The organism is Pseudomonas sp. GW821-FHT07E12 (assembly GCF_058986605.1).
In genome coordinates, this window is record NZ_JBYSVX010000015.1 from 75,406 (window position 1) to 101,315 (window position 25,910).

The window sequence follows — 25,910 nt, forward strand, 5'->3', positions numbered from 1 at the left end:
GTGGAAGGGACTTCAGTCCCGACGGGCTTTGCCTGGGCTGCTCGATCAATGGCATTAGCAGCAGCCAAGCGTAGGCGCTGAATATCGATTCGCCACGACTGCGCTACTGCGCCCAGTCGATCCGCATGCTGATCAGGTCGAGCTGGCCATTGCCGCCGCCGAAGTTGAGCATGCCGGGGGTCTCGTCGAACTCCAGATAGAAGGGCGACAGCGCGGGCATGCCCTGGCACGGGTTGGCAGTGCCGCCGAAATGTAGCGGGCCGTAGGCGATCTCGATATTGAGCGCATCCCACTCGTCGCTGTACTTGGGTACGTAGCCGTCCTCGTTGTCGCTGGGGACGTAGTTGTCATCCGGCCTGCGTCCGGTGTTGGGATCGTCGTGACGTTCGCTCTGCTTGAACAGCAACAGCGCCCACGGATCCGAAGGCTTGTGGCCGGCCAGCCGGTGCAGGCCGTAGCGCTCGTTGAACTCCTCCTCGCCGTCCCATCCGAACAGGCGTTGGGCGGCGCTGACGGTGTGCCAATCCGGCGGGCTGCATTGGGCGTTGGCGGTGGTCTGGATCAGCGCCGGCGGTTCGCATTCGGTGCCCTGGAATTCCTGCTCGGTCAGCCAGAGCGCGGCGAAGGTCTGGTACAGGATGTCCTTGCTGCGGAACTCCATCGGATGGCGTTGCCGCAGGTGGTCGAGAAACGGCCGCAGTTCGGGTGTGACGCCATCGGGAAGCGGACGGCCATCGAACACGATTTCCATCAGATCGTGCACCGCTTCGGACTCGGCACTTTCGTTGCCCGTTTCACTGAAAAAAGCGAGTGCCACGTAATCCGGTCCGTGGGTGCGATATGGTGCAGGCACGCGGATGGTGAAGTGGTGTTCCAGCGGAAACCCGGTGCGGTGCGACAACGGCCATTGGATCGGAGTGATGCCGCGCGGCAGGCCACAGCACCAGCCATCCGGCGCGGGCGTGCCACGCGGGCGCAGGCCGGGCACGATGGCGACGTCGAAGGAGCTGGCAGGCCGTGGCAACGGCAGCTGCGGCCTGTCAGGGTAGACCGCATCGGGATTGACGATCGACATGCTGTTCACCTTGCCGTGGCCGATCTCGACACCGAAGCGGGCACCGCTGTCCAGGGTGAGGTTCCCGTGGCGATAAGGGAAGCCCTCCATCTGCGCGGTGAACGTGAGTTGCGGTACTGCCTTGATGACCTCGGCTTCCGGCATCAGCATGCGCACGCCTTCCACCGCCGCATCGGGCGCGAAGTTGTAATGGAACCGCACCCTGCCGACCTTGCCATCGCGATCGAGCTGGGCGCTGAAGCGGAAGTCCTCTTCCAGATAGGTCACTTCACCGATTTCGTGCGGCAGCGGATCGCGCCAGCGCGGGCCGACAGCGGCGGCGAGCTTGGCCCGGGTGTCGCCGGGCCGGATCGCTGCAAGCGACTGGAGGTTGGGTTGGTCGTGTGAGGGCATGAGCATTCCCGGAGTGAATGAAGTGGTTCGACAGCCGCCTCCCCCGAGAGCAGAGTCAGTCGGGATTGTTTCATGGGCGCGGATTCACGCGCTATCCACGGCGATCACTCTGTACACCGGTACTGTTACAGGCAGGCGTTAGACTGCACGCAGTCCGAGGTCTATGGGGGAGACATGGAGCCGCAGCCGATGGCATTCACTACGGTTCTGATCATCGAAGACGATGTGGCCGCCCAGCAGCGGCTATTGCGATTGGTATTGGATGTCGCCGGCCCCGAAGCGCGCGTGGAGATCGCATCGGATCTCGATGCGGCGCGATCGCGACTGTTGGCGTTACCGTTTGAGCTGGCGTTGGTGGACATGCAGTTGCCCGACGGCAATGGCGTCGAACTGATCGCCTGGATGCAGCGTCATAGTCCACAGACGCAGGCGGTGATCGTATCGGCCTGGGCCGAAGAGGAGGCCATCCTGGCCGCGATCCGGGCCGGGGCGATCGGCTATCTGCTCAAGAGCAGTGAGGATGCCGAACTGGCGTTCTTTCTGCGCATCCTGCAGCGCGGCGGCGCAGCGATTGATCCGGTGATCGCGCGGAAAATCCTGACGTTGTTGCCGCAGGCTTCATCGGCATCGCCTCCGGAAGAAACCGATGCGCACCTGACGCCACGCGAGAGCGAAGTCCTGCATTTGGTGGCGCGCGGATTGAGCAATCGCGAAATTGCCGAAGCCACCACGTTGTCGCGGCTGACCATCGAGAGCCATACCCGCAATATCTACCGCAAGCTTGCGGTGAGTTCGCGTACCGAGGCGGTGTTCGAAGCACGTTCACTGGGATTGCTCAATTGATCCGGCGCATGCGCTGGTGGCTGCTGCTGTGCCCGCTCTGGTGGGCAACGGCGGTGGCACAGGCGCCGGCGCCGCTGACCATCGACCGCGCCGAGGCCGTGCGCTCGGAGTGGAACGCCACCGCCCCACCCGATACCGGTTGGGTGGCGGTGGAGCTGATGGACTACTGGAATGGGCGCTGGCCCGATCACGATGGCGTGGTGTGGTATAGGCTGCATTGGCATCAGGATGACACCCGGCAGCCAATCGCGCTGCTGGTCGAGTATGTGTGCATGGCCAGCGCGGTCTACGTCAACGGTAGCTTGATCGGACGCGATGCGAGTCTGGTCGAACCACTGTCACGCTCATGGAACGTGCCGAAATACTTTCTGATCCCGGCGCCATTGTTGCGCCAGGGCGAGAACACGTTGTTGGTGCGAGTGTCGGGAATGGCGGCCTACCATCCCGGTTTCGGCACCGTCAGGATCGGCGATCCTGCGGCGGTGCACGTGCAGTACCAGACTGATCTCTTCCGTCGCTACGACATCAAGCTCATCAACCTGGCGATGAGCGTGGTGCTCGGTGGCGTGTTTTTGCTGATCTGGCTGTTGCGTCGGCAGGACACGGTCTATGGCTGGTTCGCGCTGTCGGAGCTGACCGGTTCGCTGTACGGGACCAACTTCATCGTCGCTAGCCCCTGGCCCTTTCCCAGTACCGATGCCTGGCAAGCGTTCATCGCCGCCATGTACATGGCGGCCGGAGGTAGCTACGCGATGTTCCTGCTGCGTTACGGCGAGCGCCGGTTCCCATGGCTGGAGCGCGTGATGGGCGCGTTGTGTTTGCTGGGGCTGATGGCGGCGCTGCTTGCGCCGGGCTGGATGGGGCCCAATCGAACGCCGTGGATATTGGTCGGCACCGCTTTCTTCTACCTGAGCATCGGTTGGTACCTGCTGCTGGCCTGGCGTGTGCGCCGTGTCGACTACGTCGTGCTGGCGGTCTGCGTATTGGTGCCGGTGTTGGTGTCGTTCTACGATTTCGCCCTTTACCTGGGCTGGGTACGCAACGACACCTATCTGCTCAGCCTGACGTCGGTGCTGACCTTGATCGGCGTCGGCTTCGTGCTGGCGTATCGATTCGTGAGCGCGATGCGCCGGGTGGAAGGCTTCAACGCCGAATTGCGCAGCGAAGTAACCGCCGCCACCAACGAGCTTGCGCAGACGCTCAACCGTCAGCATGCGCTGGAGCTGGCACACAGCCGCGCCGGTGAGCGATTGCAACTGGTGCGCGACCTGCATGACGGTTTTGGCGGCACCCTGGTCGGCGCGATTGCGCAGCTGGAGCAGGCGCCTGCCGATACGCCGAGGAACAAGGTCATCGACGTGCTCAAGGACATGCGCGACGACTTGCGTCTGGTGATAGACAGCACCGCGCGCGAGCACGCCGATCTGGCGGAGCTGCTGGTCCCGCTGCGGCATCGCACCAGCCGCCTGCTGGAAGCGGCCGACATCGACGCCTACTGGCAAGTGGACGGAATCGACGGCGTGGAGCTGGGCACCGCGCGCAGCCTCGACCTGTTGCGCCTGTTGCAGGAGGCGCTGACCAACGTGTTCAAGCACAGCCGCGCGCAGCGGGTGGACGTGCGGATCGAGCGTATTGACGACCACTTGCGCCTGCACGTGCGCGACGACGGTGTCGGTTTGTCCATGGACGATGTGGTGCCGGTCGCCGGCGCCGGCATGGCCAGCATGCACTTGCGCGCCCAGCGCCTGGGTGGGGCGTTGCGGGTGGAGTACACCGCTGGCGGTACCGAGCTGCGGGTGGAGTTTCCGCTGGCCGCATAACGGCAGAGCAATAAGCGTTCAAGCGTTGTCGCATCCCACCCGGCCCGGCAAGACCGGGCGTCTACCTGTTTTCGTGGATGTTCGCACCGTGGCGATGGGCATAGCGTAGTTCGCGTTGCCGACGCAGCCTTGCCGCAAGGGGTGGCATGGCGTTCGTGCAGCATCAGGAAAGTGTCATGCACGTCGATACCCCCCGCCGCTGTCCGCGCCTGCGAGGCATCAGCCTGGCCATCATCGCGGGACTTGCCATGGCGGCTACGCCGGCCTTTGCTGGCGTCACCTGCCAGTTGCTCGATGCGAACGGCAACGATATTGGTAACGGTGGCGCGAATGCCGGGGCGGACAGTGGTGGCTTGGTCGATTCGGTGGCCTGCGGCCGCAATGCGCAGGCGACCAATGCCCAGGGCACTGCGTTCGGCGCCCAGACGAGTGTGGTCAACGGCGGGGTGGCGGTGGGGTACCGCGCCATCACATCGGGCATCTTCAGTACCGCCATCGGTCACAACGCCAACGCCGGCGGTCAGTTCCGCTCGACTGCGATCGGCTCGAATGCATCGACCAGCAACTATTACGCCACCGCGATTGGTTCCAGCGCTCAGGCCAGCGGCGGCGCCTCGATCAGCGCAGGCAATTACGCGAATGCCAGCGGTGACTACAGCGCGGCTTTCGGTGCCATCCGCGTGGGATTGAGCGAGAACCAGACGCCCGCGACCCAGGCCACCCGCGCGGCGGGTTTCGCCTCCAGCGCGTTTGGTTCTGCCGCGCATGCCGATGCAAGCGAGAGCGTGGCATTCGGCAGCGGCAGCACCGCGTTGCTCGGCGCCGACCGGGCGCTGGCATTGGGTGCGCAATCGGTGGCGAGCGAGGCCGACACAGTGTCGCTGGGGCACGGCGCGACTGACCTCGACTATCTGGGCAACGCTTTCGGCAGCGAACTCAAACGGCGCATGACCCACCTTGCCGACGGCATCGCCGACTCGGATGCGGCGAGCGTTGGGCAACTGCGTCCATTCGCGAACGCGCTGGGCGGCGGTTCGACGTTCAGTGGCGGTGTGTTCACTGCACCGAGCTATGCGATTCAAGGCAGTACCTACCACGATGTCGGTGCTGCGTTTGCGGCCGTTGATGCGAAGTTGACATCACTGGCCAGCACGGTGGGTACGCCTGGTCCGCAGGGCCCCGCAGGACCGGCTGGACCGGCTGGACCAGCAGGGCCAGCAGGGCCAGCAGGGCCAGCAGGGCCGACCGGGGCAACAGGGGCAACAGGGGCAACAGGGGCAACAGGGGCGACAGGGGCGACAGGGGCGACAGGGGCGACAGGACCAGCGGGGCCAGCAGGACCGACTGGAGCCACAGGAGAGACGGGAGCAACCGGGCCGGCGGGTCCTGCTGGAGCGACAGGGGCGACTGGACCAGCAGGACCCGCGGGGCCGACCGGAGCTACCGGAGCGACAGGAGCGACTGGAGCTACTGGAGCTACTGGAGCTACCGGGCCACAAGGCCCGGGTAACCCTCTGAGTGCTGCTTACGACGACAGTGGGAAGGAGAGCATGACGTTGGAGGGTGCAAACGGCACTCGGGTGTCGAACGTTGCTGCCGGCGTGGCTGCGACCGACGCGGTAAACAAAGGTCAGATGGAGGCTGGAGACGCAGGCACCTTGCAGTCGGCCAATGCCTATACAGACAGCACCGCAGCCACCACCTTGCAATCAGCCAATACGCACGCAGATAGCGCGGCCGCTTCCGCCCTGCAGTCAGCCAATACCTATACGGACAACACCGCAGCTACGACGTTGCAGTCAGCCAATGCGCACGCGGACAGCGCCGTCGCTTCTACCCTGCAGTCGGCCAACACCCATACGGACAGCACGGCAGCTACGACGTTGCAGTCAGCCAATGCGCACGCGGACAGCGCCGCCGCTTCTACCCTGCAGTCGGCCAATACCTATACGGACAGCACGGCAGCTGCGACGCTGCAGTCAGCCAATGCGCATGCAGACAACACTGCCGCTTCCGCGCTGCAGTCGGCCAATACCTATACGGACAGCACGGCAGCTACCACGCTGCAGTCAGCCAATGCGCATGCCGACAGCACCGCTGCTTCCGCGTTGCAGTCGGCCAACACCTACACAGACAGCACGGCAACGACCACCTTGCAGTCGGCCAATACGTATACCGACAACCGCGTGACCTCGCTCAACGACAACCTCAACCGCTTTCGCGATGAAGTCGATCATCGCTTCAACCAGGTTGACCGTCGTATAGACCGCATCGGTGCGATGAGTGGTGCGATGGCGGCAGCAGCGCTGAACACATCGAGCCTGGCCGGCAACAATCGCGTTGGAATGGGCATTGGCTCGCAAGGCGGGCAGACGGCGTTTGCGGTGGGCTACCAGCGGCTGGTGAACGCGCGTGCCAGTGTTTCATTGGCGGCGGGGTTCTCCGGCGATGACCAGAACGTATCCGCGGGTGCCGGCTTCAGCTGGTGAGGCCGGGCATGCAGGGACTGCGGCTCCGGTCTCAATAAAGGTCCAACGGATCGACATCCAGCGACCAGCGCACGCGCCGTGCCTGCGGTAGCGCATAGACCTGCGGCAGCACCTGATCGAGCAGTGCGTGCAGCGGCGGACGTTGCGCGCACGAGAGCAGCAACTGGGTGCGCTGGAAGCCGGCACGGCGCGGCATTGGTGCCGGCATCGGGCCGTAGGCTTCGACCGGGCCTTCGCCTAGCAGCGCCCGCACCGCGCGCAGGAATTCGTTGGCCGCTTCCACCTGTTTGGCTTCGGCGCGGAACAGCGCCAGGTGTGCGAACGGCGGGAAGCCGGCGCCTTCGCGCTGTGCAAGTTCGGCCGCGGCGAAGGCGTGGTAGCCGCCGTTGATCAACGTGTGCAGCAGTGGATGTTCGGGATGATGGGTCTGCAACCAGACTTCGCCAGGACGTTCGGCGCGACCGGCGCGACCGGCGACCTGGATCAACTGCTGGGCGAGTTTTTCGGAGGCGCGGAAGTCGGCCGAGAACAGGCCTTCATCGATGCCGACCACCACCACCATCGTCAGCATCGGCAGGTCGTGGCCCTTGGCCAGGATCTGGGTGCCGACCAGGATGCCGGGCGCATTGCCGAGCTTGGTCAGTTGCTGCTCCAGTGCGTCGCGGCGCTGGGTGGTGCCGCGATCGATGCGCACCACGGTCTGATCGGGAAATGCTTCGACCAGCCGTTCCTCCAGCCGCTCGGTACCGATGCCCTGCGGCTGCAGCGCCAGGCTGCCGCACGCCGGGCACGCCAACGGTGGTGCTTGCCGCGCGCCGCAGTGATGGCATTGCAGGCGCCTGCCGCCGGCATGCACGGTCATCGGCGTGGTATGCAGCGGGGTGCTGCAGCGGTTGCACGGCGCGGTCCAGCCGCAGTCGTGGCACAGCAGCACCGGGGCGTAGCCGCGCCGATTCTTGAACACCAGCACCTGTTCACCGCGTGCAAGCGCCGCGCCGATGCCGGCCAGCACTTCCGGCGACAGCCCGTCCTGCAGCGGACGCTTGCGCACGTCGAGCACGCGTACGCGTGGCGGTTTGGCTTCGCCGGCGCGGCGAGACAGGCGCAGGTGGTGGTAACGGCCGCTGGCGGCGTTGTGCAGCGATTCCAGCGATGGCGTGGCGCTGCCGAGGATCACCGGCACGTCCAGCGCCTTGGCACGCACCAGCGCGAAGTCGCGGGCGTGGTAGCGGATGCCGTCCTGCTGCTTGTAGCTGCCGTCGTGTTCCTCGTCGATGACGATCAGGCCGGCGTCGGGCAGCGGCAGGAACACCGCGGAGCGTGTACCGACCACCAGCCGTGCCTCGCCGCGCGCCGCCGCGGTCCATACCCGGGCGCGCTCGCCGTCGGACAACCCCGAGTGCAGGGCATGCACGGTCACGCCGAGCCGGGCGCGGAAGCGCGCCAGCGTCTGCGGGGTCAGGCCGATCTCCGGCACCAGCACCAGCGCCTGGCGGCCGCGCGCGAGGCAATCGGCGATCGCTTGCAGATAGACCTCGGTCTTGCCGCTGCCGGTGACGCCGTCGAGCAGGAATGCGCCGAAACCGGACTGGGCAGCGATCGCGTCGACCGCTTCCTGTTGTTCGGCATTGAGTGGTGGCCCGGGCCGGATCGCACCGAGCGGAGGCGGCGGCAGCGCGACGCGCTCGGCATGACCGCGCTTGGACAGGCTGCGCGCGGCCTCGCGCCAGCCTTCCAGCAGGTCGTCGAGGCGATCCTCGTCGATCGGCGCGGCGGCGAGCAGGCCGGCCAGTCGCGCCGGGCGGCTGCCGGTGCGCAGTCCGGGCAGGCCGGTGTGGCCGGCTTCGGTCAGCTGCCAGGCCCAGATCCGGGTGTCGGGCAGCGCTTCGCCCCGGCGCAGCGGGCCGGGCAGGGCGGTGGCCAGCACTTCGCCGAGCGGGGCATGGGTGTAGCGCGCCAGCCAGTGCAGCGAACGCGGCAGCTCGCCGGTCAGCAGCGCGGCGTCGTCATGCCAGGCGAGCGCCTCGCGCAGACCGTCGGGCGCGGCATGTTCGCCCAGTCCGACCACCACTCCGACCAGTTCGCGTGGGCCGAACGGCACGCTGACCCGGCGGCCGATCGCATCGTCCGCCGCCCCGGTGCCGCCCGGCGGGAGGTAGTCGAAGTGCTGTGGCAGCGGTACGGGCAGGGCGACCTGGAGGGTGCGGATCGGCATCGGACCAGTTTAAGCGGCGCGTCGCCAATACCGGGCGGGTCGGCCCGGGCGGAGGCTCCATACGCCCCCGCAGCGTCGGCCGCTTGACGCCTGTTCCTCACCCTCTGGTTTGATAAACAGGATGTAAATCCATGCCCTGCTTGGAGAATTCGCCTTATCCACACAGCCTGTGGATAAGGCTGTGGGCTTCCCCTGTACTTGGGGCCATGAGGGCGCATTCCCCGGCCTCTGCCATATGTTGGACAAATTTTCGCCACCGCAACAATATTTATTAAAAACAATAACTTATGTGTGAAACATGGCTGAAACAACGGGGTTTTCGCAATTTGAGCTGGTTCGACGGCGGCCGGTTTTACTGCTGTGCACAACCCGTTCACGGCAAACCCTGAAAGGAGGCCCAAGCGACCCATCTGTCAAGGGGGCGGAAATCCCGGGGCCGCCGTTATCATGCGGACCGATGACGGAGTACCCATGACTGCAACACCGCCTTCCGAGCCTTCCGTCACCCCCGCGGCACTGTCGGCCTTCCTGCGTGGCGTCGAGCGACGCGGCTTCGTGGTGGCGCTGCTCCAGTGCGGCGACGAGGCCCTGGCCGGGCGGGCGCTGGCGGCGGCCTTGCGGGCCTTCCACAGCCATGCCGGTGAAGTCGTGATGGCCGGATGGCCGGTCCGCTTCTGGGGGCTGTTGTCGGCCGCTCCCGGGTTGCGTACTCCCCAGGCCTCGGCCAACTGGCCCGAACCGTTCACCGCGATGGCGGCGATGGCGCCGGGCGATCGCCTGGCGCTGCTGCTGCGCATCGTCGCCGGCCTGGATGAGCCGATGGCCGCCGACGTGCTCGGCGTCACCGAGGATGACTATCGCCAGGCGCTGGGACATGCCTGTCCGCGCGATGCGGCCGGCCAACCCGATGCCTCGGCCTGGCGTGCGCTGGCCGAGGCGGCGCAGGCGCAGGTCCGTGAGCTGTCGCCGGAGCGGCTGGACGGGTTGGCGCAACTGCGCCAGGCCGCCCTCGCGGGTGTCCCGGCAGCGCTGCCCCACGATGCGGCGGCCGCGTCCCGCTCGGCATCGCCGTCTTCCGAACGACCGGCCCGGATCCGCAAACCAGCCCGCCGCCCACGCCCAGGCCCGATCGTGCTGATCGTCGCGGTGCTGCTGATGGTGCTGGCGGCCTTGGCCTGGTGGTGGTGGCAGCGCTCGCCGGCACTGCCGCCTGATCCGGTCTCGCAGGCATTGCCGGGCGCCCTGCACGTAGTCGATGCCGGCCCGGTTCGGATCGAGGACCTGCCGGCTACGGCGGATGCGGCAGCTCCCGCTGTCGTGCCGGTGATCGACCCGGCCGATGCGGCGATGCTGGCCGATCCGGACCTGCCGTTGGCCCACCAGGCCGATTTCTATGCCTGGTTCGCCGCCGGCGGGCCGGTACCAGTGGACGAATCCAATACCCAGCCCGTCGTGGGTGAACCGGCATCGGCCGGTTTGGAGACGGTCGATGACGAAAATTAGCCTGCGTCTTCGCCGATTTCGCGAAGCTGCGGATCTGGTGGGCATCTATGCAAGAACCTTCAGTCCGTCATTCCCGCGAAAGCGGGAATCCATGGACGTTAGGCCTTTCGAAGCAACGTCCATGGATTCCCGCTTTCGCGGGAATGACGAGTCCTACCACTTGCATGACATCGTACAGATGGCACGGACCTCGAAGAATCTGAGACGCGGGTTCCTCGCCTTCGAGGGAATAACCATCGGCCTGCTGCTCGCCCTGTCTACCATCACCGCCACGGCCCAGACCCTGCCCGCCCCGCTCGACGAAGCCACCGGCACCTCGGTGGTCGAAACCGTCCCCGTACCGCGCATGGATTGGCAGACGATGACGCCAGCGCAACGCGCCGACCTGCGCGCGCGCTACCGCGCCTGGCGTGAACTGAGCGAAGCCGAGCGCGCGCAGTTGCGTCAGGTGCAGGCGAAGGTCGCCGCACTGCCGGCCGACCAGCAGCGCGCGTTGCACACGCGCTTCGATGCGATGGATCGCCTGCGGCGCGATGGTTGGCGACTCGGCCCCACGCTCGGCGCGCATTACATGCAGTTGCAGCCGTTGTTCGGCTATGTGCCATCGACGCAGCGCGATGGACTGCTCGGCCTGCTGCGCAGCCTGGATGCCGAACAGTTGCAGCAGTTGGCGGTGATCTCCCAGCGCACGCCGCCGCAGGACCGCGATGCACTGCGCGACGAACTGCTGGCGCAGGCCCCGGCCGCGCGCGGTGCCTGGCTGCAGCACAAGCTCGGGCGCTGAAATGGGGCGGCGTTGCGCGATTCGCGGGATGATGCGTGCGGCTTCCCGAAATGCCTGTGCAGCCACGCAATGCACAGGCGGCAGGTAAGATAGCGACCCCACGCGACCCGGTGCCAGCGCCCTCCCGGTGCGGCCGCAGTACGCGTCCTGTGTAGTCCATGTCTGCTTCAAACCTCCCGGCGGCGCCGGGCTTCGCACGCGAAGTGCGCACCACCTTCATGCTCGCCCTGCCGCTGGTGCTGGGCCACGTCTCCACCGGTCTGATCGGCTTCGTCGACAACGTCATCGCCGGCCACCACAGCACCGACACGCTGGCGGCGGTGACGATCGGCACCGCCTTGTTGTGGCTGCCGATGCTGATACCGATCGGCACGCTGATCTCGCTGACCGCCTCGGTCTCGCAGCTGCACGGCGCCGGACGCGAGGACAGGATCGCGCCGCTGTTCCGGCAGGCGATCTGGCTTTCGCTGGGCCTGGGCGCGGTGATGTTCGCGTTCCTGTCGCTGGTGCCGCCGCTGCTGCCGGCGTTCGGCATCGCCCCGGACATCGTGCCGGGCGCGACCGCATTCCTGCACGCGGTGCGCTGGGGCGGGCCGGCACTGACGCTGTACTTCTGCATGCGCTACCTCAGCGAAGGCATGCACTGGACGTTGCCGACCATGCTGCTCGGCTTCGGCGGACTGCTGGTGCTGGGACCGCTCGGTTATGCGCTGACCTACGGCCGCTTCGGCTTTTCCGAGCATGGCGCCGAAGGCCTGGGCATCGCCTCGGCCACGACGATGTGGCTGCAGGCGCTGTCGTTCGCGTTGTACCTGTGGCGGGGCAAGCGTTTTGCCCACCTGAAGCTGTTCGCGCACTTCGAGCCGCCACGCTGGTCGGCGATCAGCGACCTGCTCCGGACCGGATTGCCGATCGGCATTACCGTGCTGATGGAAGGCGGGCTGTTCATCGTCACCGCGCTGCTGATCGGCCGGCTCGGCGCGGTGCCGGCCGCTGCGCACCAGATCGCGATCAACGTCGCGCAGCTGTGTTTCATGATCCCGATGGGCGTGGCGGAAGCGACTACGGTGCGGGTAGGCCATGCGGTGGGCCGCGGCGATCCGCTCGGCATGCGCCGCGCCGCCTGGGCCGGTTACGCGATCGTGCTGGCGACGCAGACGCTGTCGGCCACGACCCTGCTGTTCGGCCACGACGCCATCGTCAGCGTCTACACCGATGACATCGCGGTGGCGGCACTGGCCTCGACGTTGCTGCTGTTCGCGGCGACCTTCCAGTTCCCCGACGGCATCCAGGTGATCTCGGCCGGCGCACTGCGCGGGCTGAAGGACACCCGCGTGCCGATGTTCATCGCGATGTTCGCGTACTGGGGTCTGGGCATGCCGCTCGGTGCCGGACTCGGGCTCGGACTGGGCTGGGGGCCGCAGGGCATGTGGATCGGCTTGATCCTCGGCCTGACCGCCGCGGCGGTGCTGCTGTGCTGGCGGTTCCAGGTCAGCAGCCGGCGCGCCCTGTTGCAATAGCGTTAACGGGCTGCGGCTGCGGCTGGGCCCTTACTTTCAGCGCATGTTGTTCCCCTTGTCAGCGGCTATGCTGACCCCGATTGTTTTGTGAGTACCTCACAACGGCGCGGCACATCCATCATGTGCCGGGATTTAATTCGTTGTGAGTTCCTCACAAGAGTGCGGCACATCCTTGTGCCGTTGTCCTTAAAAATACGTTTCCCCGGACGGAGCCCGCCATGAACCAACCCGTGCGTCGCAACCCCATCGCCGTCTTCTTCGTCGGTCTGTGGGGTGTGATGAACTTCACCCGGCGGTTGATCCTGAACCTGCTGTTCTTTGGTCTGCTGTTCCTGATCCTGCTGGCGTTCGTGGCGGCGATGGCGCGCGGTAGCGGGGTCAAGCCGCTGCAGGACCGCACCACGCTGGTGATTGCGCCGGAAGGCAAGCTGGTCGAGCAGTTCAGCGCCGATCCGGTCAGCCGTGCGCTGGCCAAGGCGGTCGGCGACAAGGGCGCCAACGAGATCCAGCAGCGCGACCTGATCCGGGCGATCGAGGCGGCCAAGGACGACAAGAAGATCGAGCGCGTGCTGCTGGATCTGGACAAGCTGCAGCCGTCCGGCTTCGCCTCGATGCGCGAGGTCGCCGTGGCGCTGCAGGATCTGCGCGCCTCCGGCAAGCAGGTCGTCGCGTTCGGCGAAGGCATGACCCAGGCCCAGTACCTGCTCGCCGCACAGGCCAGCGAGGTCTATCTGGATCCGATGGGCGGGCTGATGCTGGAAGGCCTGGGCCGCTACCGCCAGTACTTCCGCGAGGGTCTGCAGGACAAGCTCGGCGTGGACGTGCACCTGTTCCGCGTCGGCGAGTACAAGTCCGCCGCCGAGCCGTACATCCTCGACGCCGCCTCGGCCGACGCCAAGGAAGCCGACCTGTTCTGGATGAACGACGTGTGGCAGCGCTATCTGGCCGACGTCGGCAAGGCGCGCAAGCTCGAGCCGGCGCAGATTGCCGCCGGTATCGACACGATGCCCGAGGGCATCGCCGCCGCCGGTGGCGACCTGGCCAAGTACGCGCTGCAGCAGAAGCTGGTGGACGGGCTGAAGACGCGCGAGGAGATCGACAAGCTGCTCACCGAGCGTGGCGTGGCCGATGACGATGCCGACAGCGGTTTCCGCAATGTCGATTTCGACGGCTACCTGGCCCAGCTCGATACGCGTCGCTCGCCGATGGATGCGCGTCCGCAGGTTGCCGTGGTGGTGGCCGAAGGCGAGATCAGCGGCGGCGAACAGCCGGCCGGCAAGATCGGTGGCGAATCGACCGCCGCGCTGCTGCGCCAGGCGCGCGACGACAAGGACGTGAAGGCGGTGGTGCTGCGCGTGGACTCGCCCGGTGGCGAGGTGTTCGCGTCCGAGCAGATCCGTCGCGAAGTGGTCGCGCTGAAGGCCGCCGGCAAGCCGGTGGTGGTGTCGATGGGTGATCTGGCCGCTTCCGGCGGTTACTGGATCAGCATGAACGCCGATCGCATCTACGCCGACCCGTCCACGATCAGCGGCTCGATCGGCATCTTCGGCATGATCCCGAACGTCACCCGTACGCTCGGCAAGATCGGCGTGCATACCGACGGCGTGGGCACGACCCGTTTCGCCGGCGCGTTCGACATCACCCGACCGCTGGATCCGGGCGTCGGCCAGGTGATCCAGTCGGTGATCAACAAGGGCTACGCCGATTTCACCGGCAAGGTCGCCGATGCGCGTCACCAGTCGGTCGAGGCGATTGACCACATCGCGCGCGGCCGTGTCTGGAGTGGCGCACAGGCCAAGGAGCGCGGGCTGGTCGACGAATTCGGCGGCATGAAGGAAGCGGTGGCCGATGCGGCTTCGCGCGCCAAGCTGACCAAGGGCAAGTTCCGCGTGAACTACATCGAGAAGCCGTCCACCCCGTTCGCGCAGTTCATGAGCGGCTTTGCCGGCAGCCATGCCGGCGCGTGGATGCTGGGCGAGTCCGGGCTGGCGCGCGTGATGCTGGCGCGCTCACTGCCGGAAGTGGACACGCAACTGCGTTTCGTCGAAGACGCCGTCAGCGAAGCCAAGCAGGGCGGTACGCCGGTGAAGTCGCTGGCGTATTGCTTCTGCGGGCTCTGAATGCGTAGTGGAGCCCCGGCCCGGTGCGAGACCAGGCCGGGGCTCCAGGTTTCGTGTGGGAGGGACTTCAGTCCCGACGGGGCTCTACCGGAGAAGCGTCGGGACTGAAGTCCCTCCCACAGGGTCAATGGCGGGTCAGTCCTCCTGCGGTGCGGTTCTCTCAGCGCGTCGCCGCATCGATCGCCGCGCGCTGTTGCTCCGCAGCCTGATCGGTGGCCTGCTGCACCGCCTTGGCCTTGTCCAGCGGCTGCTGGATCGCATCGCGCAGTGCGGTTGCCTTCGGCTCCGGCGGACGTTCGGGCGAGGGTGGTTCGGGTCGCTTGCAGGCGACCAGCAATGGCAGCGACAGCAGTCCCATGCACAGCATCTTGTTCATCGGCGAGCCCTCGTGCGGTGTGGCGTTATCCTACGCCGCATGCTGCAAAGGCGATGAAATCCGCGCTTGCGGCCAAGCGACCATCGCAGGAGAACGCACGTGACCCCATCCCGCTGGCGTCTGGACGGACAGACCGCCCTGATCACCGGTGCCAGTGCCGGCATCGGCCTGGCGATCGCACGCGAGCTGCTCGGCTTCGGCGCCGACCTGCTGATGGTCGCGCGCGATGCCGACACGCTCGAACAGGTGCGCAACGAACTGGCCGACGAATTCCCTGATCGCGAGCTGCATGGAATGGCGGCGGACGTAGCCGACGACGAGGACCGGCGCGCGATCCTGGATTGGGTCGAGGACTATGCCGATGGCCTGAACCTGCTGATCAACAACGCCGGCAGCAACATCACCCGTACCGCGATCGACTACACCGAGGACGAGTGGCGCTCGATCTTCGAGACCAATCTGTTCTCGGCGTTCGAGCTGTCGCGCTACGCGCACCCATTGCTGGCGCGGCATGCGTCCTCGGCGATCGTCAACGTCGGCAGCGTGTCCGGCCTGACCCACGTGCGCAGTGGCGCGCCCTATGGGATGACCAAGGCCGCGCTGCACCAGATGACCCGCAACCTGGCCTGCGAGTGGGCCGGTGACGGCATCCGCGTCAACGCGGTGGCACCGTGGTACATCCGCACCCGCCGTACCTCCGAGCCGCTGTCGGACCAGGACTACTACGAGCAGGTGATCGACCGCACCCCGATGGGCCGCATCGGCGAACCGGAGGAAGTGGCCGCGGCGGTGGCGTTCCTGTGTTTGCCGGCGTCGAGCTACGTCACCGGCGAGTGCATCGCGGTGGATGGTGGGTTTCTGCGCTACGGGTTCTAGATACAGACTCACCGTAGGAGCGGCTCCGGGTGGCCTAGGGCCATCAGCCGCGATGGGGCGTTACCGTCAAGCGCTTCCATTACGACGATCACGCAAAACTGCACCAGCATCTGGCCGACTTCATGGATGCCGACAACTTCAGCCGAAGGCTCAAGACTCTCAAGGGTCTCATGCCTTAACGAATGCATCTGAAAACAGTGGACTTCAGCGCCAGAACGATTCAAATTGAATCCAGTCCACCATACGCTGGTACTAAACACCTGGTGATGATTTGACCGTGTAGCGGCAGACTGAAGGTGGAATATTAGATCTGTTTTCGGCAATCACTGATTCGACCCATGACGCAACGCATCATCATTGTTGACGACGATCAAAGTCTGCGGGAAGCCCTCGTGGATTTCCTGGCTACGCAGGGGTTTAGCGTGTGGGGATCCGTGGACGGAAAGGATCTTGATGCGGTTCTCATCGACATCGTCCCTGATCTGGTGATCTTGGATGTGATGCTTCCGGGCGAAAATGGTGTCTCGATCTGCAAGCGGCTTGTAGATCAAGGAATTCCAGTGCTCATGCTCAGTGCGTTGGGGTCTACGCCGGATCGCGTATTGGGGCTGGAGGGGGGGGCGGACGACTACATTGCAAAGCCATTCGATCCAAGAGAGCTGCTCGCCAGGGTCCGGTCTGTGCTTCGAAGAGATCTTCGTGCAGCCGAGCGGGAAGCAAGAAACCACTCATCTGTTGACTATAGGTTTGGCGCATGGCGCTTCGATATTGAGGAGAAGGTGCTGCTGGATCCTCAACAAAACGAGCTGCGCCTGACGCTTGGTGAACAGTCTTTGCTAACCGCCTTTGTTAGCAATCCAAACAAGCTTCTCTCCAGGTCGCGTCTGCAAGATCTGGTTCAAGGCCCCGGGTCTGAGAGCTTCGATCGCGCCATAGACCTAGCGGTCAGTCGTTTGAGACGGAAGCTCGCCGAGCGGGATGATGCGGTCATCATTGAGACCGTTCGAGGTGAAGGCTATCGGTTCCGTCCGAGCGTCTCCCGGACGTGATGCGACGGTTTCCAATTCTGGCTCAGGTTGGGGGATTGGCGCTTGCAGCCTTCCTCATCGGCCAGGCCATCGCCGTCAGTTTTTTTTTCGTCCGTCCGCCGCCTGTCCCGCAGATCAAGCCATCCGAAGCGGTTGCAGCGCTGCTGAGTCCTGCAGGGGCTTTAGAAAACGGCATGCGTCGGGAGGAGGCTGCTGCGCCACCTTTGCGCTCCCCAACCAGAGCCAGCGACGTTCTTCTGGCCGTCTCGATCGCTAGCGCCGTAGCTCGTCCGCTCACTGACATCCAAGTGCATACGCTGGATCCAACCGATCAACCCGATCGAGTCTCATCATTCAAGCTGACTGTTCCAGAGATCTCCTCCGGGGCCTACGCGATCACCAAGGTCGGCGACTTGGACAGAGTCCCCAACCAACTACTGACTTCGATCGCGGCAGCCTACATGGCGGAAGACGCCCCTCAGCCGGCATTCCAGGTATCGATGCGCTCGCAGAACGGCTGGATCACCGTCGGCCCAGACATCTCGTGGCTTTCGCTCTGGCGTGGCCGTGTTTTGCTGATGTTCGCAGTCAGCATCATCCTTTTGGCACCGCTTACATGGTGGATCGCACGCCGGATCACCATTCCGGTGCGGGCATTGTCGAAAGCCGCATCGAGCGCGGGGAGCTCAGGGCTGGAAATGGCGGAGTTCCCGGTCGCCGGGCCCACGGAGATTGCGCAAACGGGAGCAGCCCTCAACCAGATGCGGAGTGCTTTGGCATCTCATGCGGAAGAGCGAACAAGGATGCTGACGGCAGTCGCACATGACCTTCGAACACCGCTTACCGCGCTGAAACTACGTATGCATGCGGTCAGCGATCCAGCAGTGCCACGAATGGTCGCGGACATCGATCGTATGGAGCACATGATTGGCGAGATCATGGCGTTCTCGCGAGATCGCGTGGAAAGCGAGCCCCCTGAGTCGGTCGAGCTTCGAGACTTGGTGTCGGATTGCATCGAGGCGGGAGCGTATGACGACGTCGCGCGTTTGATGCCCGGTCTGCCGGTATCGACCATGGCGCGTCCGCTTCAGCTGGGTCGGGCTATCGGAAATATTCTGGAGAATGCCCGGAACTACGCGCATTCGGTCGAGGTCCGTGTCGGTTCAGACGCGGTCGCAGCTTGGATCGAGCTGGCCGACGATGGCTCCGGGATACCAGAGCATGAGCTCACACGCGTGCTTGAACCTTTCTATCGTGGCGAGACTTCTCGCAATCGAGCAACTGGCGGGATCGGTTTGGGTCTTGCGACGGCAAACCTGGCCATCAAGCGAAGCGGCGGACTTTTAGTGCTTTCCAACGCCTTCGAAAGAGGGCTTGTTGTCCGAATTGAGCTGCCTATTTGAGGTTTTAGCTCCAGACGTCGTCGGACAAACTTCAGATACGAAGCCGTAGTAAACATGGCGTGTGCGAATTCCGCGCCTCTATCAATCTACGGAGCAAGTCATGACCAGGAAGGCCTCAGTTGCGTTGCTGTTCGCCCTCGTTGTCGGCGCTGCGCCTGTTATCAGCTTCGCGAACGAACGAACTCGGGCGACAGTCGACCTACGGGCATTCTTCCAGGCACATGTCACGTTGGCGAGGACAGAGGTTCCTAGCCTGAAGGTGCCAGCCATCTGGGTCTTCGATCCAAGTGGCGCGTTCGTGGCGAGGCTGGACAGTCCAGACGGTGTATCCGGCTTGTCGCAGATCGTGGGCAAAGCAGGGCAGCCAGCGATCTCCGCAGTGAAGCTCACGGATTTGACCGCGAACCTTCGCAATCTGGGTGCCGATATCACAGCGCAACCTGCCGGCTGGACAGTTCTTCTCTTGACCCGCGAACCTTGCGAAAAACTGTGCCCGCAGGCGCGTGGAGAGGTCGACGCGCTCGCGAACAAGACGGGAGTGCCCGTCAACATCATCGATGTCTCGCTCGTCTTGAAACAGTGACATCAATGCGCGCGATCGGTTACCTGATGTGGATGCGAATTAGGGAGCAGCCGGGCCGTACAGCCTATCTCGCAGGCACATTGGCGGTGTCCGTAATCGCGTGGCTTGTGCTCTCCACATTCGCGGCCCCGTTCCTGGCGAACAACGCCGGCTCCTCGATGAACGCTGAGATCAATGTCTCAAACGCCCGTGTAGCAAGCTCTCCTTACCCGCTGAGGCATGCGTTGGAGATCGCGGCCATGCCTGGTGTTAGGGGCGTCTCCTATCAGACCTTGGCGGGCTTCATATGCAGCGATGGCAGAAGCGTCGTGTCCATCAACGCGTATGGGGGCGATCTCGTTCCCGAACTCGTGCAGGAGCGCGGCGCTGACGCTGTGATGTTCGATGCTTGGAACAACACGTCCAATGGACTGCTGGTAGGGCATGCGATCGCCGCAAAGTGCGGGTTGACACCCGGCATGACCCTGACGCCCCGGGACGTGCTCAGCGGTGTCGAGATCCCTGTGACGGTGGTCGGGATACTGCCGCCTTCTCAAAGTTCTTTTGCCGATCAGGCTGCTTTCGGACACTACCGCTACATCAACAACATCATCCCTGAAGACCGGCGCGACCTCGTCATGCGTGTGCGGGTGCGTGGCCAGGAGTCCGCGCGGCTGTCGGAGCTCGCCAATCAAATCGAGACGAAGTTCGCCGGCAGCGATCCGCCTTTGCAGGCGGACACCGGAAGCAGCACGGATTCAGCGCTGGCGAGGTTCGGACAGATCCAGTCTCTGCTGATGCTCATCATGGGTGCCATGTTGGCTTGTGCAACCTTGGTTCTCGTAACAGTGCTGGCCCATGCCGCATCACAGCGCCGATCGACGATGGCGACGCTGCAAACGATCGGATTTGGGAGATTGGCCCAGTTTCTGGCGCTGGCGCTGGAACTCTTTGTAATCGCATTGCTGGGGGCAGGCTCGGGCGTTGTTAGCGCCTATGGACTGCTCAAAGCGCTTGCACCCGCAACGTCTTGGTTGCTCGGATCGGTCGCTATTCCAGAGTGGGCGCTGCTGACGCTTCCTGTGGGCATCCTCGGCCTGATGGCTGTCTCGCTGGCTTGGCCGGCTTCCATCTTGTCTGGGTTGCGGCCCATTGATCACCTTCGGGGCTGATGATGTCAGGCCGAACATTTCGGGAAAGTGCACAAGTCTTGATGCTGCTCCTTTCGACGCACCGGGTGCGGCCGAGAGACAGCCTCCTGATCGCTGCGGGCTTCTTAATCTCAACAGCTACGCTGGCTGTGATGCTGGCCATCCCCTCTGGCATTGAGCGGATCGGGAGCGGGACAGGGCAGAGCACGATTGCACTGGCACTTTCGGCGAGTGCGTCTGACGAGGTGTCGAGCACTCTCACACCGGAGCAGGTTGCGCTCCTCTCTGGCCTTCCAGGGATCGCGAAATTCGCCGATGGCAAGCCCATGGCGGCGCCCCAGTTCTTGGCGAATACAAAGCTTGCTCGTTCAGATGGGCAGCCCAGCACAGTGCTGGTCCGCGGGATCAATGCAAAGATGCTGGAGTTCTTGGATCCAGGCGTTGCTGACCTGACGGGTGAACTGCAGTTCGGCCGTAGAGAGATCGCTGTCAGCGATACGCTCCGATCGCAGTTTCCTGCTTTGGGAGGAAGTTCGGTCACCTTTCAAGGACGGGACTGGCAGATTGTCAGCGGGCTTGAGACGGGCGGCAGCCTCTGGGAGTCGGAGATTTGGACCGACTTCTCCGCGCTGCAGGCGGCGTTCAACCGCTCGGGCCGGAGCTCTTCCGTCTGGCTACGACTGAGCTCTGAGGGCTCATTCGCTGCGCTCGAAGCCGCCCTGCGCGACGATCCTCGTCTTCAGGATGTCCGTGTCGTTCGTCAAACCGACTACTACCAGCAACAGGTCGGCTTTCTGGTTCGCTTCGTCCGGTTGGCGGCAGCGGGAATATCGGTGCTGTTGGGAACCGGGGCAGTGCTTGCGATTTCGACAACGCTTGGCATGGCGCTTGAGCGGCGCAGGCGCGAGATGGCAACACTGCGTGCAATTGGCTTTTCGGACGCTTCGATCGTAATCGCGACGCTACTCGATGTGCTTCTTCAGGGAGCTATCGCCACCGCCCTTGCACTGCTTTGGGTCTATGCGCTCCTGGACGGCGCGAGCTTTGGAACCTCAAGTGCTAATAGCGCTGTCTACGCTAGCTTCTCCGTGTCAGCCGATGTTATCGGGATGGTTTTTATTTATAGCCTCGCCTTGGGGCTGCTGAGCGCCGCGTTACCAATCAAGCGTGTGCTAGGCGGCAAGCTCGTTGACGCATTGAAAGATTGATTGAAGGACCGCAATGGAACAGGGACGAGACAAAAGCGAGCTGTTGAAGGATCTCAGGATCGACAGGGAAGTGGTGTACGTGGAGAAGTCTTTGCCGAAGCGCGGCAGAGCAATGCCCCTTTTGCTCGCCGTTCTTGTGGGGGGATTGATCGCATGGCTTGGCTTCTCCAGGGGGCAGGGTGAGAAGCCGGTCGCAGTCCACATCGAACCTCCGCGTACAAGCGCCTTGCTTGCCGCGAGTTCTCATTCTGTTCTCGATGCGTCGGGTTATGTGGTTGCACGGCGCACGGCTACCGTATCGTCTCAGATAATCGGTGTTGTCACGGAAGTCTTCTTCGAAGAGGGTGATCGGGTCGAGAAGGGTCAGACCCTCGCGAAGCTGGATGCCAAGACGGCAAGTGCTCAACTCCAAGCCTCCCAGAAGCAGGCGACTGCTGCCGAACATGTGGTGCGTCAACTTGAGGTGCAGCTTGCGCAAGCAGTTCGGGATAGCGCTCGGGCTCAGGAGCTCGCCTCGGCCGGTCTCGTCGCAAGGCAGGATGCCGAACAAGCCAGCTCGCGCGTTGACGAAGTCCGCGCGCAAGTCAGGGCGCAGGGGGGCAATGTTGATGTCTATAAAGCACAGGCGCAAGTTGCCCAGGTCAATCTGGACCTGTCCGTGATACGCGCACCTTTCGGCGGCGTCATCACTTCAAAGGCCGCCCAGGTCGGAGAGATCATTTCGCCGAGTGCTGCCAGCGGTTACACCCGCACGGGCATTGCCACGATCGTTGACATGGATTCTCTCGAAGTCGAGGTTGAGGTCGGTGAGGCCTCGATTGGTCGCGTGAAGCCAAACATGCGTGTGCAGGTCAATCTCAATGCGTATCCGGATTTCCAAATTCCCGGGAAGGTGATTGCCATCATCCCTGCAGCAGACCGCGGTCGGGCGACTGTCAAAGTCCGCGTCGGTCTCGACATCGAAGACCCGCGAATCGTCCCGGACATGGGAGCGCGAGTGAGCTTTGTTGATGCGGCTGACCAGTCGGTTGCTGATCTCGGGTCACAGCCAATTGCGAAAGGAGGTTGACCGTGGGGAGCTTCATCGATCTTTCTGGGGTAAAGAAGATCTACAAGGGCCAAGCAGGTTCCGTAACCGTTCTTGAAGCGCTTGATCTGCAAATCAATAAAGGCGAGTTTGTGGCGATGATGGGGCCATCGGGCTCCGGCAAAACCACGCTTTTGAACATCCTTGGGGGCCTGGACCGGCCCACGGATGGAACTGTGCGCGTAGGGGATCAGCGGATCGACGAGCTAAACAGTTCGGAGCTCTCCAAATGGAGAAGTCACAATGTGGGCTTCATCTTTCAGTTCTACAACCTGATGCCCGTCCTCACGGCGCTTCAGAATGTGCAACTGCCACTTCTGCTGACCCGTATGAGCGCCCCGGAACGATCGCGTCGTGCGCAGATTGCTCTCGCTCTGGTCGGACTCGCTGAGCGAAGCGAGCATCGCCCTGCAGAGCTGTCCGGTGGACAACAACAAAGAGTTGCCATAGCGCGGGCAATTGTCGCGGATCCGCAGCTTCTGATCTGCGATGAGCCTACGGGCGACTTGGACCGTCAATCCGCAAGCGAGGTGTTGGCACTTTTGAAGAGCCTCAGTCACGATCACGGAAAGACGATCATCATGGTCACCCATGATGCGAAGGCCGCCGAATATGCGGGCACTACGCATCATCTAGAGAAAGGGCGCTTACTGGAGGCGCCGGAGCCTACTGCGTGAGCACGAGCGTCTGTCGCCGCTCAGGCGCAATGTTGCCCAGCTCAGAGAACTTTGCTTCGAACGCATCACATGTCTTGCAGACTTCTCGATTGGTGAGCAGCAGTGCGGAAGCTTGTCCGTTGCCGCAATTGAAGCGCCAAGTCTGGCTCGGAGCCGCTTCTGTAAGTGCCGCGCTCACCTGCTCACAGGTCAGGCTGGGCGAGGTTGCGCTCTCTGAGCCTGGACTTTGCTGAAGCGCGGCGAGTTCTTCTTCCGAAGCAACGAGCTGGGTCAAGTTGCCATCTGCTGAAAAGATCCAGATTGCCGGAATAGCCACCCTGCCGCCAAATTTCCCACCTGACTTCATGAGACTCAGAAAAAACGGCTGCATTGGGGCGGTTGCTTCCGTGGAGCTATCAGAGCTCTGGCTGCCTGCGGAACCACCTGTTTCGGAACAGCCTGCAAAGATCGGTGCGGCGCAGAACATGGCAACGAGGGCGACTTTTCGGAAGCGCTTTTGACTGGACATCAATTTGATCCTTGGCGCGAGTATTTAACCAGAGGCCGAACGGGTTCGGCCTCTGGCCCCCCCACAAGCTTAGGTGATGACGATGATCAGGCAATCGGCCGAATCGCAGATGATGATGATGATCACCTCTGCGGCGTGAGCGACCGGGACCAGCGCAGCGGCGCCAGCGAGAACGAGACCAGCTGCCGAGGCGCGAAGCTTCTTGAACATATGCAAAACTCCTTTTTGACGATGTTAGAAATCAATCACCTGATGTCTGCTTCCTGAACAGACGATGCGAAGGTAGTCGATTTCGACAGCCATAGGCCGAATTTTCGCTGGATTCAGCAAGAACTCATGTATGTCGCGTAGTTGTCTGATGGGGTAATCAGATTTCTCCTACACGGGTAGGCACGATCTAGACGAGATTGGAGGCGCACGGTATTAACCTCATGAGGTTGAAGAAATCTGGACGGGATCCCATCCGCAACATGACATCGCGTAACGATCCTGGATCGACGCTTCAACCCCGGCGCGCCCGACCAGGCCTGGGTCGCCGACATCACCTACATCCGTACCGAGCGCGGCTGGCTGTATCTGGCCGCCGTACTGGACCTGTACTCACGCAAGATCGTGGGTTGGGCGATGGCCCCCAACATGCCGGCCGAATTGGTCTGTTCTGCCTTGTAGATGGCCATCGTCCTGCGCCAACCCAGGCCGAGACTGATCGTGCATACCGGCCGCATAAGAGCCAGTACGCCAGTCAAGCCCATCGTGATCTGCCGACCAAGTACAAACTCGTGGCCAGCATGGGCCGCAAGGGTAACTGCTGGGACAACGTGGTCATGGCATTCGTTATCGCTCGATCCAGAGTGCCCTAACCCGGCGCTCCACAGCTGCTTTCCTCAACGATGCGATGCAGGCGGTCGTACTCCAGCTTGCGCTGCTCGGCGTGCTCCGGCAACGCGAAGCGCCAATGCGATTCGGCTTCGAGCAGGCGCTTGTTCCACGCATCGCAGGCGGCGCCGTCGGGCACTCGCGCGCAGCGATCGGTGATGACCTCACAGGCCTCGCCGGCACCATTCAGTGGATTGCCGTCCAATCCGGTGGTGCGCAGCGGGACGCAGCGCGAGGCGGCCTGTCCGCTCTCGGTGAGGTAGTGATCGTTGTCGCGCATGCTGCACTCGAACAACGGAGGCGGTGGCAAACGCGGCGTGACTTCCGCCGCCGGCGCCGGAACAGAAACGGCAGGCGGGGCCATCGCGGTATCAACGATCGCCGGTGCCGGTGTCGTGGCAATGACGGCCGGCGGTGCTGCGGCAGGCGCTGCCACGGAGGCCGGCGGGGTCTGCAAGGGCGCCATCACTTTCTTCTGCTGCCGGCTGCCTTTCGGGCACGGCATGTTCTGAATGGTCAGTGCGTCGTTGGCATCGGTGCAACGATAGATGGTCACCTCCTGTGCCCACGACGGCGTCGCGGCGAGTACCAGCAGCCAGCTCAACCGCAGGGTTCTCATGCGCCGCCGCAATCCTGGTCCATACGTGCTTCGATACCGCGCTGGTCGCGCATCAGGTGCTCGCGTTCGCTCTGCAACGCGCTGTTGTAGCGGCGGATCAGCTCCCAACGGCGGTCAGCCAGCCGTGCGCAGACTTCGCGCGGCGGCAGCGCGTGGCACGCGTCGCGGATCTGCACGCTGCCATAGGGCACGATCACGCCGCCGCTCGATGGACGATTGCCCAGCGTGGTCGGTGGTGGCGACGAATGTCCGGCGCCGGGACGTCCGACCGGGTAGCCGTAGCCCCAGGTCGGTACCCAGCGCGGATTGCCTTCGGCGCTGTCGCTGGTATAGCGCGCGCCATCTTCCGACGAGACGCACTCGTACATCGGTTGGGGCGGCTGCACGCTGACGATGCGGACCTCGCGAACCGGCACCGGGGGCGCATTCTTGGCGGATGGCGTGCTGGCGGCACGCGGCGGTGGATCCTTCGGGCGCTGCATGTCCAGCACTTGTTGCCGGCCATCGCTGCACGGGGCGTTCTGTAGCGCCACTGCGCCATTGCTGGAGATGCAGCGGTAGATCCGAACGTTGTCCTGCTCGGCGGCCGTCAGCGGGCCGGCCAGGGCCAGCGAGACAAGGGCGGCGAGGGCAGGGAAATGGCGCATGCCTGCATGGTGCGCGCGATGGGTGTCGAAGCAAAGTGGCTGGCCCGCATGCGGTAGCAACTGTCTTGTTTACCCAAGCGCAGGTGTGCCGGCCCAGGCATCACGAGCGCGGGCATTGAGGATCACCAGC

General features: G+C 63.9%; 22 protein-coding genes and 2 pseudogenes. 17 read left to right on the plus strand and 7 right to left on the minus strand.

The features are described 5' to 3' along the window. Positions 1 to 103 precede the first annotated feature (103 nt). Positions 104 to 1,468: a DUF7256 domain-containing protein gene (locus AC3WJE_RS10680; protein ID WP_493730773.1), complete on the minus strand. Its 1,365-nt coding sequence runs from the start codon at positions 1,466 to 1,468 to the stop codon at positions 104 to 106. 72 nt (positions 1,469 to 1,540) lie between these two features. Here AC3WJE_RS10680 and AC3WJE_RS10685 point away from each other — a divergent pair, with 72 nt between their 5' ends. From AC3WJE_RS10685 to AC3WJE_RS10695, 3 genes are all read left to right on the plus strand, one after another. After that, complete coding sequence (locus tag AC3WJE_RS10685) at positions 1,541 to 2,311, plus strand: response regulator (RefSeq protein WP_493730774.1); 771 nt, start codon at positions 1,541 to 1,543, stop codon at positions 2,309 to 2,311. Positions 2,312 to 2,319: 8 nt separating this feature from the next. Then, entirely contained in the window at positions 2,320 to 4,131 is a 1,812-nt protein-coding gene (locus AC3WJE_RS10690) for a sensor histidine kinase (protein WP_493730775.1), read from the plus strand. Positions 4,132 to 4,307: 176 nt separating this feature from the next. Continuing rightward, positions 4,308 to 6,620, plus strand: coding sequence for a hypothetical protein (locus AC3WJE_RS10695; RefSeq protein WP_493730776.1), 2,313 nt, complete (start codon positions 4,308 to 4,310; stop codon positions 6,618 to 6,620). Between the two features lie 31 nt (positions 6,621 to 6,651). Here the strand turns inward: AC3WJE_RS10695 and AC3WJE_RS10700 are convergent, their stop codons facing one another. Then, complete coding sequence (locus tag AC3WJE_RS10700) at positions 6,652 to 8,835, minus strand: primosomal protein N' (protein WP_493730777.1); 2,184 nt, start codon at positions 8,833 to 8,835, stop codon at positions 6,652 to 6,654. A 471-nt stretch (positions 8,836 to 9,306) separates the two neighbouring features. Here AC3WJE_RS10700 and AC3WJE_RS10705 point away from each other — a divergent pair, with 471 nt between their 5' ends. The 4 genes from AC3WJE_RS10705 (at position 9,307) to sppA (ending at position 14,762) form a co-directional block, all read left to right on the plus strand. Continuing rightward, complete coding sequence (locus tag AC3WJE_RS10705) at positions 9,307 to 10,338, plus strand: hypothetical protein (RefSeq protein WP_493730778.1); 1,032 nt, start codon at positions 9,307 to 9,309, stop codon at positions 10,336 to 10,338. Positions 10,339 to 10,516: 178 nt separating this feature from the next. After that, positions 10,517 to 11,122, plus strand: a complete 606-nt coding sequence (locus AC3WJE_RS10710) for a DUF3106 domain-containing protein (RefSeq protein ID WP_493730779.1) — start codon at positions 10,517 to 10,519, stop codon at positions 11,120 to 11,122. A 158-nt stretch (positions 11,123 to 11,280) separates the two neighbouring features. Continuing rightward, on the plus strand, positions 11,281 to 12,642 hold the full coding sequence (locus AC3WJE_RS10715) for an MATE family efflux transporter (protein WP_493730780.1): 1,362 nt from the start codon (positions 11,281 to 11,283) through the stop codon (positions 12,640 to 12,642). Between the two features lie 218 nt (positions 12,643 to 12,860). Beyond that, entirely contained in the window at positions 12,861 to 14,762 is a 1,902-nt protein-coding gene (gene sppA / locus AC3WJE_RS10720) for a signal peptide peptidase SppA (RefSeq protein ID WP_493730781.1), read from the plus strand. Positions 14,763 to 14,922: 160 nt separating this feature from the next. Here sppA and AC3WJE_RS10725 read toward each other — a convergent pair whose 3' ends face one another. Beyond that, the gene (locus AC3WJE_RS10725; protein WP_493730782.1) at positions 14,923 to 15,138 is read right to left on the minus strand and encodes a hypothetical protein; all 216 of its coding nucleotides are present in this window, start codon (positions 15,136 to 15,138) and stop codon (positions 14,923 to 14,925) included. Between the two features lie 99 nt (positions 15,139 to 15,237). Here AC3WJE_RS10725 and AC3WJE_RS10730 point away from each other — a divergent pair, with 99 nt between their 5' ends. The 9 genes and pseudogenes from AC3WJE_RS10730 to AC3WJE_RS10770 all read left to right on the plus strand — a co-directional run bounded on the left by AC3WJE_RS10730 (position 15,238) and on the right by AC3WJE_RS10770 (position 23,130). Then, on the plus strand, positions 15,238 to 16,014 hold the full coding sequence (locus AC3WJE_RS10730; protein ID WP_493730783.1) for an SDR family oxidoreductase: 777 nt from the start codon (positions 15,238 to 15,240) through the stop codon (positions 16,012 to 16,014). Positions 16,015 to 16,076: 62 nt separating this feature from the next. After that, a pseudogene (locus tag AC3WJE_RS10735) lies at positions 16,077 to 16,281 on the plus strand (IS481 family transposase); the annotation flags it as partial. Between the two features lie 71 nt (positions 16,282 to 16,352). Then, on the plus strand, positions 16,353 to 17,063 hold the full coding sequence (locus AC3WJE_RS10740; RefSeq protein WP_493730784.1) for a response regulator: 711 nt from the start codon (positions 16,353 to 16,355) through the stop codon (positions 17,061 to 17,063). A 35-nt stretch (positions 17,064 to 17,098) separates the two neighbouring features. After that, a complete protein-coding gene (locus tag AC3WJE_RS10745) occupies positions 17,099 to 18,445 on the plus strand; it encodes a sensor histidine kinase (RefSeq protein WP_493730785.1) in 1,347 nt (448 codons plus the stop codon). Positions 18,446 to 18,545: 100 nt separating this feature from the next. Then, positions 18,546 to 19,028 (plus strand): hypothetical protein, encoded by a 483-nt coding sequence (locus tag AC3WJE_RS10750; RefSeq protein WP_493730786.1) that lies wholly within the window; start codon positions 18,546 to 18,548, stop codon positions 19,026 to 19,028. 5 nt (positions 19,029 to 19,033) lie between these two features. Beyond that, positions 19,034 to 20,179, plus strand: a complete 1,146-nt coding sequence (locus AC3WJE_RS10755) for an ABC transporter permease (protein WP_493730787.1) — start codon at positions 19,034 to 19,036, stop codon at positions 20,177 to 20,179. A 41-nt stretch (positions 20,180 to 20,220) separates the two neighbouring features. Then, the gene (locus AC3WJE_RS10760; protein WP_493730788.1) at positions 20,221 to 21,366 is read left to right on the plus strand and encodes an ABC transporter permease; all 1,146 of its coding nucleotides are present in this window, start codon (positions 20,221 to 20,223) and stop codon (positions 21,364 to 21,366) included. 13 nt (positions 21,367 to 21,379) lie between these two features. After that, complete coding sequence (locus AC3WJE_RS10765) at positions 21,380 to 22,435, plus strand: efflux RND transporter periplasmic adaptor subunit (protein WP_493730789.1); 1,056 nt, start codon at positions 21,380 to 21,382, stop codon at positions 22,433 to 22,435. A 2-nt stretch (positions 22,436 to 22,437) separates the two neighbouring features. Then, positions 22,438 to 23,130, plus strand: coding sequence for an ABC transporter ATP-binding protein (locus tag AC3WJE_RS10770; RefSeq protein WP_493730790.1), 693 nt, complete (start codon positions 22,438 to 22,440; stop codon positions 23,128 to 23,130). Here the strand turns inward: AC3WJE_RS10770 and AC3WJE_RS10775 are convergent. Together AC3WJE_RS10775 and AC3WJE_RS10780 are read right to left on the minus strand one after the other, a co-directional pair. Further along, entirely contained in the window at positions 23,120 to 23,638 is a 519-nt protein-coding gene (locus AC3WJE_RS10775; RefSeq protein WP_493730791.1) for a hypothetical protein, read from the minus strand. The genes AC3WJE_RS10770 and AC3WJE_RS10775 overlap by 11 nt on opposite strands. A gap of 69 nt (positions 23,639 to 23,707) precedes the next feature. After that, on the minus strand, positions 23,708 to 23,848 hold the full coding sequence (locus tag AC3WJE_RS10780) for a hypothetical protein (RefSeq protein WP_493730792.1): 141 nt from the start codon (positions 23,846 to 23,848) through the stop codon (positions 23,708 to 23,710). 276 nt (positions 23,849 to 24,124) lie between these two features. On the opposite strand from AC3WJE_RS10780, the pseudogene AC3WJE_RS10785 reads away from it, so the two are divergent. Beyond that, positions 24,125 to 24,465, plus strand: a pseudogene (locus tag AC3WJE_RS10785) (DDE-type integrase/transposase/recombinase); the annotation flags it as partial. A 29-nt stretch (positions 24,466 to 24,494) separates the two neighbouring features. Here the strand turns inward: AC3WJE_RS10785 and AC3WJE_RS10790 are convergent. Together AC3WJE_RS10790 and AC3WJE_RS10795 are read right to left on the minus strand one after the other, a co-directional pair. Further along, positions 24,495 to 25,133, minus strand: a complete 639-nt coding sequence (locus AC3WJE_RS10790; protein WP_493730793.1) for a hypothetical protein — start codon at positions 25,131 to 25,133, stop codon at positions 24,495 to 24,497. Further along, positions 25,130 to 25,780 (minus strand): hypothetical protein, encoded by a 651-nt coding sequence (locus AC3WJE_RS10795; RefSeq protein WP_493730794.1) that lies wholly within the window; start codon positions 25,778 to 25,780, stop codon positions 25,130 to 25,132. The genes AC3WJE_RS10790 and AC3WJE_RS10795 overlap by 4 nt, the downstream gene beginning before the upstream one ends. Positions 25,781 to 25,910: the final 130 nt, after the last annotated feature.

Coding starts and splice junctions, on each gene's coding strand:
- AC3WJE_RS10680 (WP_493730773.1), bottom strand. CDS start 1,468: ATGCCCTCACACGACCAACCCAACCTCCAGTCGCTTGCAGCGATCCGG.
- AC3WJE_RS10685 (WP_493730774.1), top strand. CDS start 1,541: ATGGGCGCGGATTCACGCGCTATCCACGGCGATCACTCTGTACACCGG.
- AC3WJE_RS10690 (WP_493730775.1), top strand. CDS start 2,320: ATGCGCTGGTGGCTGCTGCTGTGCCCGCTCTGGTGGGCAACGGCGGTG.
- AC3WJE_RS10695 (WP_493730776.1), top strand. CDS start 4,308: ATGCACGTCGATACCCCCCGCCGCTGTCCGCGCCTGCGAGGCATCAGC.
- AC3WJE_RS10700 (WP_493730777.1), bottom strand. CDS start 8,835: ATGCCGATCCGCACCCTCCAGGTCGCCCTGCCCGTACCGCTGCCACAG.
- AC3WJE_RS10705 (WP_493730778.1), top strand. CDS start 9,307: ATGACTGCAACACCGCCTTCCGAGCCTTCCGTCACCCCCGCGGCACTG.
- AC3WJE_RS10710 (WP_493730779.1), top strand. CDS start 10,517: ATGGCACGGACCTCGAAGAATCTGAGACGCGGGTTCCTCGCCTTCGAG.
- AC3WJE_RS10715 (WP_493730780.1), top strand. CDS start 11,281: ATGTCTGCTTCAAACCTCCCGGCGGCGCCGGGCTTCGCACGCGAAGTG.
- sppA (WP_493730781.1), top strand. CDS start 12,861: ATGAACCAACCCGTGCGTCGCAACCCCATCGCCGTCTTCTTCGTCGGT.
- AC3WJE_RS10725 (WP_493730782.1), bottom strand. CDS start 15,138: ATGAACAAGATGCTGTGCATGGGACTGCTGTCGCTGCCATTGCTGGTC.
- AC3WJE_RS10740 (WP_493730784.1), top strand. CDS start 16,353: ATGACGCAACGCATCATCATTGTTGACGACGATCAAAGTCTGCGGGAA.
- AC3WJE_RS10750 (WP_493730786.1), top strand. CDS start 18,546: ATGACCAGGAAGGCCTCAGTTGCGTTGCTGTTCGCCCTCGTTGTCGGC.
- AC3WJE_RS10755 (WP_493730787.1), top strand. CDS start 19,034: ATGCGCGCGATCGGTTACCTGATGTGGATGCGAATTAGGGAGCAGCCG.
- AC3WJE_RS10760 (WP_493730788.1), top strand. CDS start 20,221: ATGCTGCTCCTTTCGACGCACCGGGTGCGGCCGAGAGACAGCCTCCTG.
- AC3WJE_RS10765 (WP_493730789.1), top strand. CDS start 21,380: ATGGAACAGGGACGAGACAAAAGCGAGCTGTTGAAGGATCTCAGGATC.
- AC3WJE_RS10775 (WP_493730791.1), bottom strand. CDS start 23,638: ATGTCCAGTCAAAAGCGCTTCCGAAAAGTCGCCCTCGTTGCCATGTTC.
- AC3WJE_RS10780 (WP_493730792.1), bottom strand. CDS start 23,848: ATGTTCAAGAAGCTTCGCGCCTCGGCAGCTGGTCTCGTTCTCGCTGGC.
- AC3WJE_RS10790 (WP_493730793.1), bottom strand. CDS start 25,133: ATGAGAACCCTGCGGTTGAGCTGGCTGCTGGTACTCGCCGCGACGCCG.
- AC3WJE_RS10795 (WP_493730794.1), bottom strand. CDS start 25,780: ATGCGCCATTTCCCTGCCCTCGCCGCCCTTGTCTCGCTGGCCCTGGCC.